The following is a 15,467-nucleotide window of genomic DNA, read 5'->3' as shown; positions in this document are numbered from 1 at the left end:
GAACATCACCATGAACCGCGAAACCGTCCGTCCGGACGGCACGAGAATCCATTACACCGCAACCGGTCCCGCCGACGGGCCCGCGCTGACGCTCATCCACGGCTGGGGCTGCGACCGCGGGGACTTCGACACGATCATCGAGCACCTCCCGTCCGAGGTCCGGGTGCTGGCCGTCGATCTCGCCGAGCACGGCGACTCACGGTCGGAGCGCGACACTTGGACGATTGAGGAATTCGCTCGCGACGTCGCCGCCGTACTGGCCGCCGAGTCGGTTGATTCCGCCGTCGTAGCAGGGCATTCGCTCGGCGGAGCGGTCGCGGTCGAGACCGCCCGCCAGCTTCCTCACACGGTCACCCAGGTCATCGCGCTGGAAGCGTTGCACTACTTGAACTTGTTCCCCGCGCAGAGCGAGACAGACGTCCAGGCGTTGCTGCAGCCGTTCCGGGAGGACTTCGCCGGTGCGATGCGCGGCATGGTCGAGGCCGGCTCGCCCGAAGGCACCGATCCGTCCTTAGTGGACTCGTATACCAAGAAGATGGGCTCCGTACGCCAGCCCGCCGGCCTGCACTCGCTCGAAGGCTTGGCGCGCTGGGACATGGACGCGGCGCTGCGCGAAGTCGCCCAGCCGGTCGTGCTGTTCGCCGTGCGCTCGATCATCACTCAGGAGGCGATCGACCGTTACGGCGACCGGATCCGGATCGAGCTGGTCGACCTCGGCAGCCACCACTTCCCCGTCGAATCGCCCGCCGAGACCGCCCAGCTCCTGGCGGGCGCGCTCTAGGAATTACGCCCGCCGTCCGCCATCGACCGACAGCGTGGTCCCGGTGACGTACGACGCGGCGTCCGAGCACAGCCAGACCACGGCCGCGGCGGCTTCCTCCGGCGTGGCCAGCCTGCCGAGCGGAGTGATCGCCTCCTGCCGGGCGATCAGGTCGGGGTCGCCGGCCCATTTGTCGAACCCCGGCGTCCGCGTCGGCCCCGGGCACACCGCGTTGACGCGGATGCCTTCCGCCGCATAGTCCACCGCCGCCACCTTGGTCAGGCCGACGATCCCGTGCTTCGCCGCGACGTAAGCGGGAGCGTTCGGGATCGCGTACAGCCCGCCGTTGGACGCGACATTCACGATCGCGCCGCCCTTCAGGTGCGGCAGTTCGTACTTCATGCACAGGAAGGTCCCGGACAGGTTCACCTGCACGACCCGCTCGAACTCGGCGAGGGTCAGCTGGTCGACGCGTTTGTGCGACGACAAACCGGCGTTGTTCACCGCGAAGTCGAGCCCGCCGTACGCCTCGACGGTCTGCTTGACCGCCGCCTGCACCGAAGCCTCATCGCCGATGTCAACCCGGACGACAAGCGCATCGCCGCCGTCCTTCTTGATCAGCTCGACGGTCTCCGCCGCCGCGGCCTCGTCGATGTCCAGCACGGCCACCGCCGCCCCGCTTCGGGCGAACTCGATCGCCGCCGCCCGGCCGATCCCGCTGCCCGCCCCGGTGACGAGCCCACGCCGCCCGCTCACGAGAGCGACTCGTGGTTCGCCCAGGCCACGCGGTAGGAATGCCGCGCCTGCCACCGGTCGATCACCGCGTGCAGTTCGGGCGCGGTGAAGCTCTTGGCCAGCGTGTCGAGGTCGGCGACGGTGACCTGGACGATCGCCGTCGCGATGAGCGCCGGGATGGCGTCCTCGCCAGGGATCGGCAGGTGGCGGCGGGTCTCGACCGACTCGGCGAACCCGGTCGCCAGCATCGCCTCTTTGATATCTCCGAGGTACTGATCCAGCTCGGCGTCAGGCACCGGCTGGTCGAATGAAACAATCATCGTGTGCGTGATCATGCTTCAAGTTTTGCCCGCATTTCGGCCGGACGTCCAAGACCGATTCGCTATTCGACGATAACCTGGAGGCATGGCTGAGCTAGAGACGCGCGAACTCGAGTACTTCCTGGCCGTCGCCAGCGAGCTGCACTTCGGCCGCGCCGCCGTGCGGCTGTCGATCGCCCAGCCGGCGTTGTCGAAGGCGATCCAGCGCATCGAAACCCGGCTCGGTGTGCAATTGTTCGCCCGCTCGAGCCGGCACGTCGAACTGACCGCGGCCGGCGAAGCCCTGCAGGAACACGGACGGCACGCGCTCAACGCGGTCAGCGCCGCCGCCCGCAACGCCCGCCGCGCCGGGGAAAGCCACCTGCGCCTGGTGCTCAAACCGGGCGGCGACGCCGGACTGCTGTCCGGAATCCTCGCCGAGTACTCCCGCCATCCCGACGCCCACCAGGTCGACATCCTCTTCAGCGGCCCCGCCGACCGCACTGATTTCCTGCTCAGCGGACGCGCGGACGTCGGCCTCCTGTTCATCCCGTTCGACGACCTGACCGGGCTCGACTACGAAAACCTGCACGCCGAGGACCGCGTCGCCATCGTCCCCGCCGCGCACCGGCTGGCCGGACGCGAATCAGTTCGACTGTCCGATTTGGACGGAGAAACGATGCCGTCGTGGAAAGGCGTGCCCGGGGTCGAGGGGACCGGGCCGGAGGTCGCCGACGTGGTCCAGCTGCTGCACCTCATCTCGCTGGAACGAATGGTCGGCGTGCTGCCGCGGTCGCTGGTCGACCAGGTCCCGCCGGGTGTCGTCTGCGTGCCGATCGAGGACGCTCCGCCCAGCCAGCTGGTGCTCGCCTGGAACGAACAGGACCGGCGGCCGCAGGTGGCTTCGTTCGTGAACGCGGCGCTAGATTCGGTCCGCTGAAGCTCGGTTGAACGCCGCCAGCAACAGCACCGCCACCGCGATCGCGAACCCGATGGTGCTGAGCAGCGCCGTCGTTCGCGGAATGTCCATGTCACGAGCATGCTGCCAGCCGACCCAGACATAGGTGACCAGGGCACCCGCGGCGAGCGCGAGCCGATGCCGCGCGCCCCACCCGGCAGACCGGCACCACCGGTACACCAGCGCGACCGCCGCCGCGACCAGCAAGCACCACCCGGCCGCGACCACCCGTTGCGAAACCTCCTCCGGCAGAAATTCCCGGCACCACACCAGACTCGTCACCCCGAACGCCGCGACCCCCACGACCGCGGGTGCGGGAGCGACGCCGTCCCGAGGCGGCACCGACCTCCTGCCCAGCCAGAATCCCAGCACGACCAACCCGGCGACGGCCGCGAACGCCCAACCCAGCTGACCGGCCGAGGCGACAAACCCCGTCGACCCGATCTGCATCGCGCACAACGCCGCCGACCCCGAAACGAACACCACCGCGACCACGGACAGCCCGACCTTGCCCAGCCACGGCTGAGCGCGATACCGGCAGAAGGCTTCCACGATGGCGATCGGCACGCAGATGCTCCAGACGGTGTGCATGGTCAGCACGTCCTGAAGCATCTGAACGCTCGTGCCCAGCGCCGGGACGTACGTTTCGGCGTAAGCGGCAGCGATGTCGAACCCGCCGTAAGCCGGATTCCACAGCATCATGTCGATCGGCCCCTCCTCCAGCAGCGCGTACGCCGCCGCGAACGGGACGATCGCCGCCCAGCCGCGCCCGGTGCGGCGCGCGACCTCGCGGATCAGCAGCGCGCCGCCGCCGTACATCGGCGCGAACAAGAAAAGCGAGCCGACATCGGTCACCGGAGTGTTGCCCAGCAGGTACTCGCCGACCAGCGGAGCGAGAAAGAAGAGGGCGACAGCCGGGACCATGCGACCCACGCTAGGGCGGTCGCGCGGGCAAAACATCTGTCCGCGGTCGATCGCGGATAGCCGTCGGGCTAATTGCGTTCAGTCCTGCGGCTAGGAGTGTCATGCTGGTTCGCGTGGAGGACATCATCGCCGAGATCGGCCCCCGGCTCCGGCTCTTCCGGCGGCAGCGGAACTGCACCTTGGACGAGCTGTCGACCGCCACCGGCATCTCCATCAGCACCCTCTCCCGCCTCGAATCCGGCCGGCGCAAGGCCACCCTCGAACTCCTTCTCCCTATTTCCCGCGCCCACCGGATCCCGATCGACGAACTCATCGGCACCTCCCCGCTGCAACCGGTCACCCGCGGCGACCGGACCGTCGTGCCGCTCACCCGGCAACCCGGCCAGCTGCAGTCGCTCAAAATGATCTTCGACGCCACCCCATGCGAACCCGCTCCTCGCACACACCCCGGCCACGAGTGGTTCTGCGTGCTCAGCGGCAAGGGCAGGCTCGTGCTCGGCGAGCACGACGTCGTCCTCAAGGCAGGCGAGGTCGCCGAATTCGACACCCGGATTCCGCATTGGTTCGGCAGCACCGGCGACGGTCCGGTCGAAATCCTCAGCCTGTTCGGCAAGCAGGGCGAACGCATCCGCGTCCGGGCCAAGCCGCGCTGATTACTCCAGTTGGCGGCATAACCCGCGGCGCCCGGGAAAACCTATGCCCTCGCTGAGCTGCACTGATCGGAACACACCGTCGAAAGTCGGTGCCTGGCACCAAAAATTCCGACTTAACATCCGTGTCCCGCGGACGGACACCTTTTTCCCTCCGCGCGTTTCCTTCGCCTACGACGAGGAGATGCATCGATGCGGAAACTCTTTGCCCTGCTCACTTCCGCCCTGACGGCCGCGGCTGTCGTCGCCGGCAGCCCGCCGGTCTCCGCGGCGCCGGACAGCGGGGTAGTGCCCGGGCTGACCGGTGCCGCCGCGAAAGCCGCCGCCGGAACCGCGGCGGACAAGTTCCTCAAGCTGCGCCGCGAAAAATCCGGCCGCAGCGTCAAGCCGCGGCTCGACGCACAAGCGCACACCTTCTGGGGCCCCGAACCGCAGCTGTCCACCGGCGCGGACGGAATTCTCGTCACGCACAGTGTCGTCCCAGACCTCCGCCTCTCGAACAGCGCGGACGTCGTTTACGCCCCGACCGTCAAGCCCACCGGCCATTCCTGCATCGAAGTCGTCACCGCGTACGGGCTCGACCAGGGCGGCCAGGTCTGGGCTTGGGACTGGTGCGGGACAGTCGGACCCGCGAAGGTCGTCCCGCTGGACAGCTCGTTCCTGTCCAATTACACGTCCACAGTGGACGGACATCCGGCGTTCACTGTCCAGGAAGTCCAGACCGACGCGGGCGCCAACAGCTGGACGGCTTCGCTCTACAACGTGAAGACCGGCAAGTGGGACGACCTGTTCAGCCAAAGCGGCAGCGACCAGAGCACGCTCAACGAGGGCTGGGACATCTTCGAGCTGTACTCGACCGTCGACCCGTCGACCGGCCAGGCGTACTACTGCTCGGACGCGAAGGGCAAGGTCTTCGAATCCAGCCAGCTGCAGCTGCGCATCGGCGGCCAGTGGACGCCCGCGACGGAGTCGAACTCGCCGTTGCAGCCGACCGCCAACCCGAACCCCAGCGATTACAGCTGCTCGTCACTGCAGTTCGAGGTGCCGACGCCGAACAGCAACTGGCGCGTCACCGTCTAGGCCCCGGCCGGCAGGAGTGCGTGCCACCAGCGGTCGAACGCGGCACTGCACCCCTGCCGGTTGGCGTAGTCACCGGCCACCTTCTGAGATATCTCGCCGATCCGGTCCGCGACCGCCGTACCCTGCCGGTAACACAACCGCAGCTCCTGCCACAGCGGCGCGTCCTCGATCGCCCGCACCACGATCCCGCCCTGCCGATCCTCCCGAGTCGCCAACGCCGGCGCGACCGCCATCCCCTCGCGCACCAGGTCCAACAAGGTGGCCAGACACTGCGGCCGATGCGGCTGATCGAGCACGACCCCTCGCTGCCGGCAGACTTCCTGCAGATACGCCGACCACCGAGTCGTCCACGGCGGATCGTCCGCCCAGGGATACGCGGCAAGCTCCTCCAGCGAGATGTCCTCGCCCGAGGCCAGCGGATGATCTTCAGCCAGAATCACGAAAACTGGCTCCCGCGCCTGGATCACGACACTCTCGACGTCGTCCGGAACGATCCGATCCGGAAGCGGCGCAAGGTAAACGAGCGCGAGGTCAAGTTCGCCGTCCGCGAGCGCCGCCACCGTACGGGCCTCGTCCTGCTCCTCATGCACCCGAACCGCCGGACACCACGGCTGATCCCGCAACCACCTCGCCAACGAGAGATGCAGAAACCCGCTGTACCCGCCGATCCGCACCGCCCCAGCCGACTCCCGCCGCGCACCGGCCCGCTCAGTCAGCGCGGACATCCCAGCCAGCACCGCACGCGCGTCCGCGACAACGTCCTCCCCGAGCGCCGTCGGCACACACCCCGTCGGCGACCGGGCGAACAGACTCCCGCCGACCGACCGTTCGACCCGCCGCAGCAACCCGGACAACGCCGGCTGCGAAACGTGCAGCGCCTTGGCCGCGCGAACGAGACTGTGCGCGTCAGCGATGGCCACGAGTGCGCGCAGGTGGCGCAGTTCCAGCTCCATGACTCCTCCGGCCGCAACCCCTCGCCTGGTCACTGTAACGCCGAAGATCGTGAGGAATTACCGACGCGAGTCGGTACTCAGTCGCTCCCGGCGAAGCGAGTACAACGCGATGCCCAGGCCAGCCGCGGTAAGGACCGCGGCCAGCAGATAAATCGACTGTGGCGCACGGGTGATCACCTGTCCGCCCAGCAGCCCGGCGACCGCGGTGGCCAGCTGGAACCCGGACGCGTTGACCGCCACCGCCAACGTCGGAGCACTGCTCCCCGCCGCGATCACCCGCGCTTGCATTCCCGGAACGATCCCGAAGGCCAGCATCCCGAGCACGAAAACCAACCCGATCATCACCGGTTTGACCGGACTGCCCAGCCAAGCCGCCGCCAGTGCCACGACCAGCGCTGCCAGCATCCAGGCCAGCGACGGCAGCAGCGCCTTGTCCGCCCAACGACCGCCGAGGTAGTTGCCCGCGACCGCGCCGACCCCGTAAAGAACCAGCAGCACGGGGAGTAGATCGCTGCTGAATCCACTGACGTCCGTGAGCAACGGCGCGATATACGTAAAAACGGTCACCACGCCCACGTTGCCGAGCACGGTCAGGCCGATCGCCTGCCAGACGTTTCGATCGGCCAGCACCCGCAACTCCCCGCGCACCGAACCGGCCGCGGCCTGCGCGGGAACGAACCGCAGCACCAGCAGCAGCGCGATCCCGCTGACCACCGCGACCGCCTCGAAAGTCGCCCGCCAGCCGAGATGGTGGCCGAGAACGGTGCCGAGCGGACTGCCCGCGACGATGCCCAGGTTCAACCCCATGGTCACCTTCGCGATGGTCGAAACCGCCTTTCCCGGCGGCGCCATCGACACCACAGTCGCGATCGCGACCGCGAAGAACGTCGCCACCACCAGCCCGGCGACGAACCGCGACACCACCGCGAGCGCGTAGCCAGGAGCGAACGCCGATCCCAGGTTGCCCACCATGGACACCACGATCAACCCGGCGATGAGCGGCTTGCGCGGGACCCGCGCGGTAGCGAGCGTGACCAGCGGGCCGCCGACGATCATCCCGATCGCGTAGGCGGTGACGAGCAGTCCAGCCGAGCCCACGGAGACCGACAGCCCGGCGGCGACGTCGGGCAGGATCCCGGCGATCACGAACTCGCCGGTGGTGAGACTGAAAACTACGAGCAGCAAGGAAAAAACCGAGAGCGGCACGGCATCCCACAGTAGTTCTAGTTCGAATGATTCGAACTAGAACTATCACAGCTCGAATCAGTTCCGCTAGACTGCGGGGCATGGCAGGGACTCCGGGCGTGGACCGCGACGTATGCAAGCTGGTCCACCACCTCGCGCACACGCTGGACGTCCACGTGCGCCGCGTGGCCGAGCAGATGGGCCTGACGCCCAGCCAGGTGATCGCGTTGCGCGAACTGTCCGAGCCGATCACCGCCCGCGAACTGGCCGCCCGGATGGTGTGCGAGGCCTCGAACGCCACCTTCGTCCTGGATCGGCTCGAAGAGCAGGACCTGATCCAGCGTCAGCCGCACCCCGCGGACCGCCGGGCCAAGCAGATCGTGCTGACCCCCGCGGGCAAACGCCGTCGCACCGAAGCACTGCGCCACCTGGACGCGCGCTCCCCACTTGCACCGCTCAGCCCCGCGCAACAGGAATCCCTGCGCGAACTGCTCCGCGCCCTGACTCCGGACAGCACGGCCCGAGGCGACCCTTCCCCGGAAAGCCGACTTTCGTCGGTCGAATAGGTCTGGACAACTCGGCAAGTGGTCTAGACAATATCGATCGGGGGTCACGTCGGACCGGAGGAACCGCAATGAAGCGTGCTCGTTTCCTCGTCGTGCTCCTGCTAGCCGCCGCCGGACTTGTCGTCGGCGGCCCCGCGCAGGCAGCGAACCTGCTCGCCAACCCCGGTTTCGAAGCCGGTTCGACCTCCGGCTGGACGTGCCCGGCAGGCGCGGCCGTGAAGACGCCGGTGCACTCGGGGAGTTACGCCCTGGCCGTCACCCCCGGCGCTTCCGACCAGGGCCAATGCACCCAAACAGTGTCCGTGCGCCCGAGCACGACCTACTCGGTCTCCGCCTGGGTCCAAGGCGCACCGGTGTACCTGGGCGTCACCGGCGGCTCCTCCACTTGGACGAACGCTTCCACGTACAGCCAGCTCTCGCTGTCCTTCACCACCACCGCGAGCCAGACGTCCGCCGAGCTGTACCTGCACGGCTGGTACGGCGCCAGCACGTACTACGCAGACGACGTAGTCCTAGACGGCCCCGGCGGCGACACCCCCGGCGCACCAGGCGTCCCGGGAACCCCCACCGTCGGCACCGTCACCGACACGTCGATCGCCCTGAGCTGGGGCGCGGCCGCAGGCACGGTCACCGGCTACCGCGTCTACGAAGACAACACCCTGCGTGCCACGGTGACCGGAACGTCCACGACGCTCTCCAGCCTCACCGCCTGCACCTCGCACAGCTACTCGGTGACCGCCTACAACGACAAGGCCGAATCCGCGCACACCCCCGCAGCTTCCGCGACCACCAGCGGCTGCACCAGCGCCGGCCTGCCAAAACACGCACTGATCGGCTACGTCCACGCAAGCTTCGCGAACGGCTCCGGGTACCTGAAGCTCGCCGACGTCCCGAACGCGTGGGACATCATCGACCTAGCCTTCGCCGAACCAACGTCGGTGACCTCCGGCGACGTCCGCTTCAACCGCTGCTCGACCACCGAATGCCCAGGCGTGGAAAGCGACGCGGACTTCATCGCGGCCATCCGCGCGAAGCAGGCGCAAGGCAAGAAGGTCCTGATCTCGATCGGCGGCCAAAACGGCGAAGTCCAACTGACGAGCACCGCCGCCCGCGACAACTTCGTCAACTCCGTCGCGGCGATCATCGACAAATACGGCTTGGACGGTCTGGACGTCGACTTCGAAAGCCAGTCCCTGTCCCTGAACTCGGGCGACACCGACTTCCACAACCCGACCACACCGGTGATCGTCAACCTGATCTCGGCTTTGAAGACCCTGAAAGCCCGCTACGGAGCCAAATTCGTCCTGACGATGGCCCCCGAAACCTTCTTCGTCCAGGTGGGCTACCAGTTCTACGGCGGTGCTGGCGGGGGCGACAGCCGCACTGGCGCGTACCTGCCGGTCATCTACGCCTTGCGCGACTCGCTGACGGTGCTGCACGTCCAGGACTACAACTCCGGCCCGGTCATGGGCCTGGACAACCAGTACCACACCATGGGCGGCGCGGATTTCCTGATCGCGATGACGGATATGCTGAAGTCCGGGTTCAAGGTCGCGAACACCGGCCAGACCTTCCCAGGGCTCCGAGAAGACCAGATCGCCGTCGGCCTCCCCGCGGCTGTCAGCGCAGGAAACGGCTACGTCTCCCCTGATGAGGTCCACACCGCAGTAACCTGCCTAGCCCACGGAACCGGCTGCGGCTCGTACACCTTGCGGGGTGGGCCGTCGCCTGCGTTGCGAGGGTTGATGACTTGGTCGGTTAACTGGGATCGGTATTACGGGTGGGCGTTCCAGAACGCACACCGCCCATTCCTGGACGGCCTCGGCTGAGCACAGACGCGGGGTTCTCCCGAAGATTTAGCCGGATGCCAATAATCGACGCCGGAGCCCGTTAACCCGATTAGCCCTCAAGCACGACGGCATATTCCGATTTCCGGCTGAATACCACCGGTCCCGCCTGGCGAAGCTATGGTTCGAGCAGCCACGCAAGGGGAGGATGCAGATGGCTGAGCAAATGACGCCGTCCGGCGGTACCGGTGCCCTCGGGACGCTCGCCGGGGCACTCGCGGGAGCGCGGTTTTTCCTCGCCGACGGCACGTCCAGAACCGGCGGTGGTTCCTCCGGCGGCGGCGCACCCGGCTTTTACCTGAGCAAGGACGCGATGGCCGCCGAGCTCAAGAACCTTCAGAACTTGCGGACGCGCATCGATTCCCAGATCGAAAAGGCCGTCCCGATGTGGACCATCACCCCGCCGGGAAAGGACCCGGCCTCGCTGCGGAACACCGACGCCAGCAACAACTCCGGGAACTACTATCGCGGCCACCTGATGCGGCAAAGCGCATACCTCGGCTCGATCATCCAGAAGATGAAAGACGCGCTGGGCATCCACGACGCACACGACCAGCAGGCCGGCCGGGACATCGGCCAGCAGGGCGAGGGACGCTTCTGATGCGTTCGATCCGTTTCCGCGCTCCCTTGCTCGCGCTGCTGCTGGCCGCCGGACTGGCTGCCTGCGGCGGCAACGGGGGGAAACCCGATCCCTTGCCCAGCACCGGATCGCCGAGCAGCGACGTACAGCAGCCCTCTTCAGAGGTTCCCAGGGTCGCGAGTCCGTTGCCGGCGTCTCTCGTCCAAGGCGACCCCTGCAAGGTGCTGACCGATGCACAGGTCAAGACGTTGTTCTCCGGTGTATCGCCCGATGTACAGCCGGCGCAGGACACCGGGGTCGCCAAACAATGCCGGTGGTCGAATCCGAGCCGCGGCTCAGGCATCGGCGTGCAACTCGTGTACGCGTGGAAAGACGGTCTCGGCCACGTCTACGCGAAGAAGAACGAAGGCTTCTTCGAAGAACTCGCGCCTGTGCAGGGCTACCCCGCGGTGGCTTACGGGCCGACCGACGACCGGCCGACCGGCCGATGCAGCGTCGCGATCGGCATCGCCGACGACGCCGCTTTCGAGGTGGATGTGAAACTGGCCGATTCTCAAGCGGGGAAAGGCGCCGATCCCTGCCAGGACGCCCAGCACGTCGCCGACCTGGCCGTCACCACGCTGAAGGGCGGCGCGTGAGCATGTCGTCGTTGACCGACGGGTATCTGGCGGTCCTGAAGCACATGCAGGCCGAAGGCCTCATCATCCTGCCCGGCGAACTCGTGCGACGGGTGAAAGCGGGCCCAGGGCCGGACAGTCTCGGACGGGCGCAGCACGCCGCGGCACTCCAGTCCGCCGAGCAGCACGGCATCGAATCCGACACTCTGACAACCGTGGGCCGGCTGGAAAGCGCCTGGTCAGGACAGAGCGGAGACGCGGCAAGGGGATCGCTGCGCCCGCTGGCGGATGTCGCGGCGTCCGCGTCGGTGGCGCTGCACGACAGCCAGTCCACTCTCGCCGACCAGTCGCACGCGTTCACCTCGGCTCGAGATTCGCTGCAGGACGTCTCCGACGACCCGCCAAGCCGTTCAGCGTGGGACGTGCTCACCCCCTGGGACACCGACAACGAGAAGCAGATCAACGCGCGCAACGCGGCCGTCGAGCAGAATAACGCCGTGTATCAGGGGTTCACCGGAACCAGCGACGGCCACGCCCGGAAAATGCCCATCGACTACGGACAGGTCCCCGATTCCGCGGACGGCACCTACCACCTGGCACCGGCCGAAGACCCCGGCCAGAGCGGCACACCGGAGCAGCACCGGCCGCAGGTCACCACGCCGCCTGTCCACCGACCCGACGCCTACCGTCCGACCGATCAGCCCGGCCCAGCAGCAGCGGCTCCGCCCGGACTGAGCACCATGCCTCTTTGGCACAGCACCCTTCCCGGTGACAGCCAGCCTCCGGCCTATGCGCCCCCGGTCTCGCACGGCGACGACAGCACCGGCACTTCCGGCTACGTCCCGCCCGGTTCCCCCGGCATGGACCGCACCCCGGTGCAGTTCGGGCCCAGCGGCTCCAGTTCCGGCTACGCTCCCGGCGGTTCCAGCGGCTACCCCAATCCCGGCCAGCTCACCGGCATGCCCGGGTCCTTCGGACCCGTCGGCGGAACGGGAACACCCAGCGCTGGCGTCAGCCGTCCCGGCGCCTCCGCGCGCGGCGGCGGACCTGGCGGCCCCGGCGAGGCGGGGAAGTCGACCGGGACCAACCGGTTCGGCGAGCCGGAGCGCGGGATGCGCGGCGGGCCTAGCGCGGGTGCGCCCGGTGCCAAAGGAACCAACGGCATGCCCATGGCCGGCGGCGCGGGAAAAGGCGGCAAAGGCGAAGCGGACGAAGAGAAGAAAGCCGCGTCCTACTTGCAGGAGGCCGACCCGAACTCGTTGTTCGGCTACGACGGCAGAGCGACGCCGCCGGTCATCGGCGAATAGCGAGCATCGAACGGCAGTGGGGGGAACAACAACGTGATGCTGCTCGACGCCCCGGTGACCGTCCCGCGCCTGGCGGTCGCGAAAGCCTGGGAATGGGAACAGATCGGCCCGGCACATCCGGTTCTGGGCGTCGTGGATGTGTGGGTCGAAAAAGATGCCGCCATGCGCTTGGACACCTTGACCCGTCAGGTTCTGGCCGAGCCCGGCTTCTTCGACTTGCGTACCGACAGAGTCACCGCGGAGTTCCGCGACCTGATGCTGGCGGTCGCCAACGCCGAAGCCGAATGCTACGGCTGGTCCAGCAGCGGAGACCGGGACCGCGCGCTGCTCGCGGTCCGCACCGGCCGCAACGCCGTCCTCGCCGCTGTTGAGGACGATCTGCTCACCTTGACGACAATCGGCGCGAACCAGTTGATCCGCGCGGTCATCGAACAATTGCCCGATTTCCCGGCCGCCACGATCACCGAATTCACCGTCCCGAAAGCCGAATACGACCGGGGCAGGGTCAGCGATTCGTACACATTGGACACCAGCAGCGACTACACCATCACCTCGCCCGAGGACCGGCTCCGCACCTTGATGGAGTCGCGAAGGGCCGCCAGCCACCAGTTGTTCGTCGCCGCCCGGTCCGCCGGTACCCGTAGCGCCAGCATGCCGTTGACCGCCGTGGACAGCCTCGACCACGGCAGAGTCCTCACCTATCTGCTGGACGGACCGCACGGCGACGTGGCCATCGCCTGCGGCCCCGGTACCGCCGATTACCTCACCAGCGCGCTCGAAAACACCCTCGGTTCGCTCTGCGGCTGATCGGGCGGAAAAGCACGCTTAGCCAACTGTCTAGCCTTTCCGCCAACCAGAGTCCCCGAAAGCAGCCGCCAGCTCCTCCGGACGGCAAGACTCCCCGCAATGCGCACCCAGCGCCAGCTCAGCCCCAGCATCCCGCCAGAATCTCTCCCGCTCCGCAGTGCTCAACCCGTCCACGATCACCTCCGCCCCGACCCGATGCGCCAAGCCCGGCAGCTCCCGAAACAGATCCACCACCGGCGAGTCCGGCGCGACCCCGTCCAGCAGCCCGCAGTCCAGCCGCACGCCGTACACCGGCAGGTCGACCAGCGCGGCCAGCGCGCCGTCGCCCAGTCCGCTGACACTGATCACCGGCCGCACGCCCAGTCCGGACAGTTCCGCCAGATTGTCCCTGGACTCGCCGAGATCGGCGGCCAAAGCCAGCATGGGAAGCTCGACCAGCAACCGCTCGGCCGGGAAGCGCGTCTCCTCCAGCACGCCGACCACCCGGGTGAGCAGATCCGTGTCCGCCGCTTGGTGCGAGCTCAGGCTGACCAGCAGCCGCAGGTCGCGATCAAGTCGTTGCCGCCACCACCCGACCTGTTTGCAGGCGGTGTTCAGCAACCACTCGCCCATCGGCAGCATCAGCCCGGTGGTCTCGGCCAGGCTGCGGCAACGCTCGTCGGACAGCGCGCCAGCGCCGGGCGGATCCCAGCTGAGCAGCACCTCCACACCGTGCACCGCGCCGTCGGCCAAGCGCATCAGCGGCCGGTACCGCTCCCGCACATCCCCGTGCTCGAAGGCGCCCGGCATGACCGCGGCCAGCTCGTCGGTCTTGCGGTCCATCCGGTTCTGCTCGGGATGCGACAGCTCCCACTGCCCGTGCCCGTTGGCCTTGGCCCGGCGCAGTGCCTGATGGGACTCGCGCAGCAGATCGGCGGCGTCGCGGCCGTCGGCGGTCCGGCTGACCGCTCCGACACTGATCGACAGGGCCAGCCCGTGACCGTCCACATAGGTCGGTTCGGCCAGCTCCTGACGCAGCTCGTGCACCAGGCGCACTGGCGGCGGGGTGTCCGGCGCGTTCTCCACCAGCACCGCGAACTCCGCGTCGCCGAACCGGGAGACAAGGGCTTTCTCCTTTGCCAGCACGGACTTCAGCCGTCGCGACACAGTGATCAGCAGCTGTTCGGCCGCGCGCTCGCCGAGGCCATTGCGCACCACTGCGAAAGCGTCCAGCTCCAGCCGCAGGAGCGTCACGCCAAGCTCCGGGTCGGCCTCGCCCAGCACGGTCTCCATCCGCGTGTTGAAGCACTGCCGGTTGGGCAGGCCGGTGAGCACGTCGTGCAGGGCTTGGCGGCTGAGTTCCTTCTGCAGCAGGAACAACTCGGTGCCGTCCTCGACCACGGTGACGAAGTGACTGGGCTCGTCCCCGGTGCCGTGCAGCAGCGAGGCGGTCAACGACACCGAAACGGCCTCGCCGTCGTGATGCAGCAACCGCTGCGACTGCTTGATCCGCTCGACCTTGCCGGCCAGCAGCGCGCGGTAGTCCTCGCGCAGAACCGGCGCGTAATCGGGATGAACCAGGTCGAACAGGTCGGACCCGGTCAGCTCGTCCGGCGCGTGCCCGAGCATCACGCCCGCCGCGGCGTTCACGGTGACCAGCTTGCCGTCCAGGTCGGAGACCAGGATGCCGCTCGCCGACGACGTGGCGACCTCGTCGAACCGTGCCTGCGCGGTCCGCAACTCGTACTTGGCGTCCCGCACTGCCTTGAGCAGGGACATCTTCAGGCTCTCCTGCTGCGCGAGAGTGGCGTCCTGCGCGGCCGCCACCACGCTCGCGGCCAGCGCGCCGAGCACGCCCACGACGCGTTCGGCGAACTCTTCGACGGGCTGGAACTCGGGCAGCGCGAGCATTCCCTTGCTCAGCACGCCCATCGTGACGGTGATCGGCTGCCCGCCCGCGCAGTTCAGCTCGACCAGCCGGGTGCCCGCGGCCCCCAGCGAACCGATACGGCCCGGCGGATGCCTCCGCCCGCTCTCGTGCACCTCGGTGCACAGGTCGTCCAGAAGCGCGACCAGTTCGGTCTCGAAACTGGCGTGCGTCAGCGGCACGTAGCCGGTCCCGCCCAGCAAGTAGGCCCACTTGCGCGCGAGCAAGCCGCGCTGGCGACGCCCGTCTTCGGACGGTTCCGGGGTCGAGTGTCTGTCCGGTTCGGTCATGGG

At 68.0% G+C, this 15,467-nt stretch carries 16 protein-coding genes; 10 read left to right on the top strand and 6 right to left on the bottom strand.

Features of this window, described 5'->3' with window-relative positions; translation table 11 throughout:
* Positions 1–10 precede the first annotated feature (10 nt).
* The gene (locus AB5I40_RS32325; protein ID WP_370933995.1) at positions 11–781 is read left to right on the top strand and encodes an alpha/beta fold hydrolase; all 771 of its coding nucleotides are present in this window, start codon (positions 11–13) and stop codon (positions 779–781) included.
* A 3-nt stretch (positions 782–784) separates the two neighbouring features.
* Here AB5I40_RS32325 and AB5I40_RS32320 read toward each other — a convergent pair whose 3' ends face one another.
* Both AB5I40_RS32320 and AB5I40_RS32315 read right to left on the bottom strand, forming a co-directional pair.
* Complete coding sequence (locus AB5I40_RS32320) at positions 785–1,516, bottom strand: SDR family NAD(P)-dependent oxidoreductase (protein WP_370933994.1); 732 nt, start codon at positions 1,514–1,516, stop codon at positions 785–787.
* The gene (locus tag AB5I40_RS32315) at positions 1,513–1,830 is read right to left on the bottom strand and encodes a hypothetical protein (protein ID WP_370933993.1); all 318 of its coding nucleotides are present in this window, start codon (positions 1,828–1,830) and stop codon (positions 1,513–1,515) included. Before AB5I40_RS32315 ends, AB5I40_RS32320 begins: the two co-directional genes overlap by 4 nt.
* 70 nt (positions 1,831–1,900) lie before the next feature.
* Here AB5I40_RS32315 and AB5I40_RS32310 point away from each other — a divergent pair, with 70 nt between their 5' ends.
* Entirely contained in the window at positions 1,901–2,734 is an 834-nt protein-coding gene (locus AB5I40_RS32310) for a LysR family transcriptional regulator (RefSeq protein ID WP_370933992.1), read from the top strand.
* Here AB5I40_RS32310 and AB5I40_RS32305 read toward each other — a convergent pair.
* Positions 2,717–3,676, bottom strand: a complete 960-nt coding sequence (locus AB5I40_RS32305) for a hypothetical protein (RefSeq protein WP_370933991.1) — start codon at positions 3,674–3,676, stop codon at positions 2,717–2,719. The two genes, AB5I40_RS32310 and AB5I40_RS32305, sit on opposite strands and share 18 nt — an antisense overlap.
* 101 nt (positions 3,677–3,777) lie before the next feature.
* Here AB5I40_RS32305 and AB5I40_RS32300 point away from each other — a divergent pair, with 101 nt between their 5' ends.
* Both AB5I40_RS32300 and AB5I40_RS32295 read left to right on the top strand, forming a co-directional pair.
* Entirely contained in the window at positions 3,778–4,329 is a 552-nt protein-coding gene (locus tag AB5I40_RS32300; protein WP_370933990.1) for a helix-turn-helix domain-containing protein, read from the top strand.
* 189 nt (positions 4,330–4,518) lie between these two features.
* Positions 4,519–5,406: a carbohydrate-binding protein gene (locus AB5I40_RS32295; RefSeq protein ID WP_370933989.1), complete on the top strand. Its 888-nt coding sequence runs from the start codon at positions 4,519–4,521 to the stop codon at positions 5,404–5,406.
* Here AB5I40_RS32295 and AB5I40_RS32290 read toward each other — a convergent pair.
* Positions 5,403–6,359 (bottom strand): LysR family transcriptional regulator, encoded by a 957-nt coding sequence (locus AB5I40_RS32290; protein ID WP_370933988.1) that lies wholly within the window; start codon positions 6,357–6,359, stop codon positions 5,403–5,405. The two genes, AB5I40_RS32295 and AB5I40_RS32290, sit on opposite strands and share 4 nt — an antisense overlap.
* A gap of 57 nt (positions 6,360–6,416) precedes the next feature.
* Entirely contained in the window at positions 6,417–7,565 is a 1,149-nt protein-coding gene (locus tag AB5I40_RS32285) for an MFS transporter (protein WP_370933987.1), read from the bottom strand.
* Between the two features lie 80 nt (positions 7,566–7,645).
* On the opposite strand from AB5I40_RS32285, the gene AB5I40_RS32280 reads away from it, so the two are divergent.
* The 6 genes from AB5I40_RS32280 to AB5I40_RS32255 all read left to right on the top strand — a co-directional run bounded on the left by AB5I40_RS32280 (position 7,646) and on the right by AB5I40_RS32255 (position 13,268).
* Complete coding sequence (locus tag AB5I40_RS32280) at positions 7,646–8,110, top strand: MarR family winged helix-turn-helix transcriptional regulator (RefSeq protein ID WP_370933986.1); 465 nt, start codon at positions 7,646–7,648, stop codon at positions 8,108–8,110.
* Positions 8,111–8,178: 68 nt separating this feature from the next.
* Positions 8,179–9,939 carry a chitinase gene (locus AB5I40_RS32275; protein WP_370933985.1) on the top strand — a complete coding sequence of 587 codons (1,761 nt, stop codon included), beginning with the start codon at positions 8,179–8,181 and terminating at the stop codon, positions 9,937–9,939.
* A gap of 172 nt (positions 9,940–10,111) precedes the next feature.
* Positions 10,112–10,558 carry a hypothetical protein gene (locus tag AB5I40_RS32270; protein WP_370933984.1) on the top strand — a complete coding sequence of 149 codons (447 nt, stop codon included), beginning with the start codon at positions 10,112–10,114 and terminating at the stop codon, positions 10,556–10,558.
* Between the two features lie 26 nt (positions 10,559–10,584).
* Positions 10,585–11,175 (top strand): DUF3558 domain-containing protein, encoded by a 591-nt coding sequence (locus tag AB5I40_RS32265; RefSeq protein WP_370933983.1) that lies wholly within the window; start codon positions 10,585–10,587, stop codon positions 11,173–11,175.
* Positions 11,176–11,177: 2 nt separating this feature from the next.
* A complete protein-coding gene (locus AB5I40_RS32260; RefSeq protein WP_370933982.1) occupies positions 11,178–12,461 on the top strand; it encodes a hypothetical protein in 1,284 nt (427 codons plus the stop codon).
* Positions 12,462–12,497: 36 nt separating this feature from the next.
* Positions 12,498–13,268: an ESX secretion-associated protein EspG gene (locus AB5I40_RS32255; protein WP_370940657.1), complete on the top strand. Its 771-nt coding sequence runs from the start codon at positions 12,498–12,500 to the stop codon at positions 13,266–13,268.
* 30 nt (positions 13,269–13,298) lie between these two features.
* On the opposite strand, the gene AB5I40_RS32250 is transcribed toward AB5I40_RS32255, so the two are convergent.
* Positions 13,299–15,464, bottom strand: coding sequence for a putative bifunctional diguanylate cyclase/phosphodiesterase (locus AB5I40_RS32250; RefSeq protein WP_370933981.1), 2,166 nt, complete (start codon positions 15,462–15,464; stop codon positions 13,299–13,301).
* Between the last annotated feature and the right edge of the window lie 3 nt (positions 15,465–15,467).

Source organism: Amycolatopsis sp. cg13 (assembly GCF_041346965.1).
Taxonomy (GTDB): domain Bacteria; phylum Actinomycetota; class Actinomycetes; order Mycobacteriales; family Pseudonocardiaceae; genus Amycolatopsis.
Note: the sequence above shows the minus strand (reverse complement) of the source record. Positions and strands in the feature narration are given on the sequence as shown.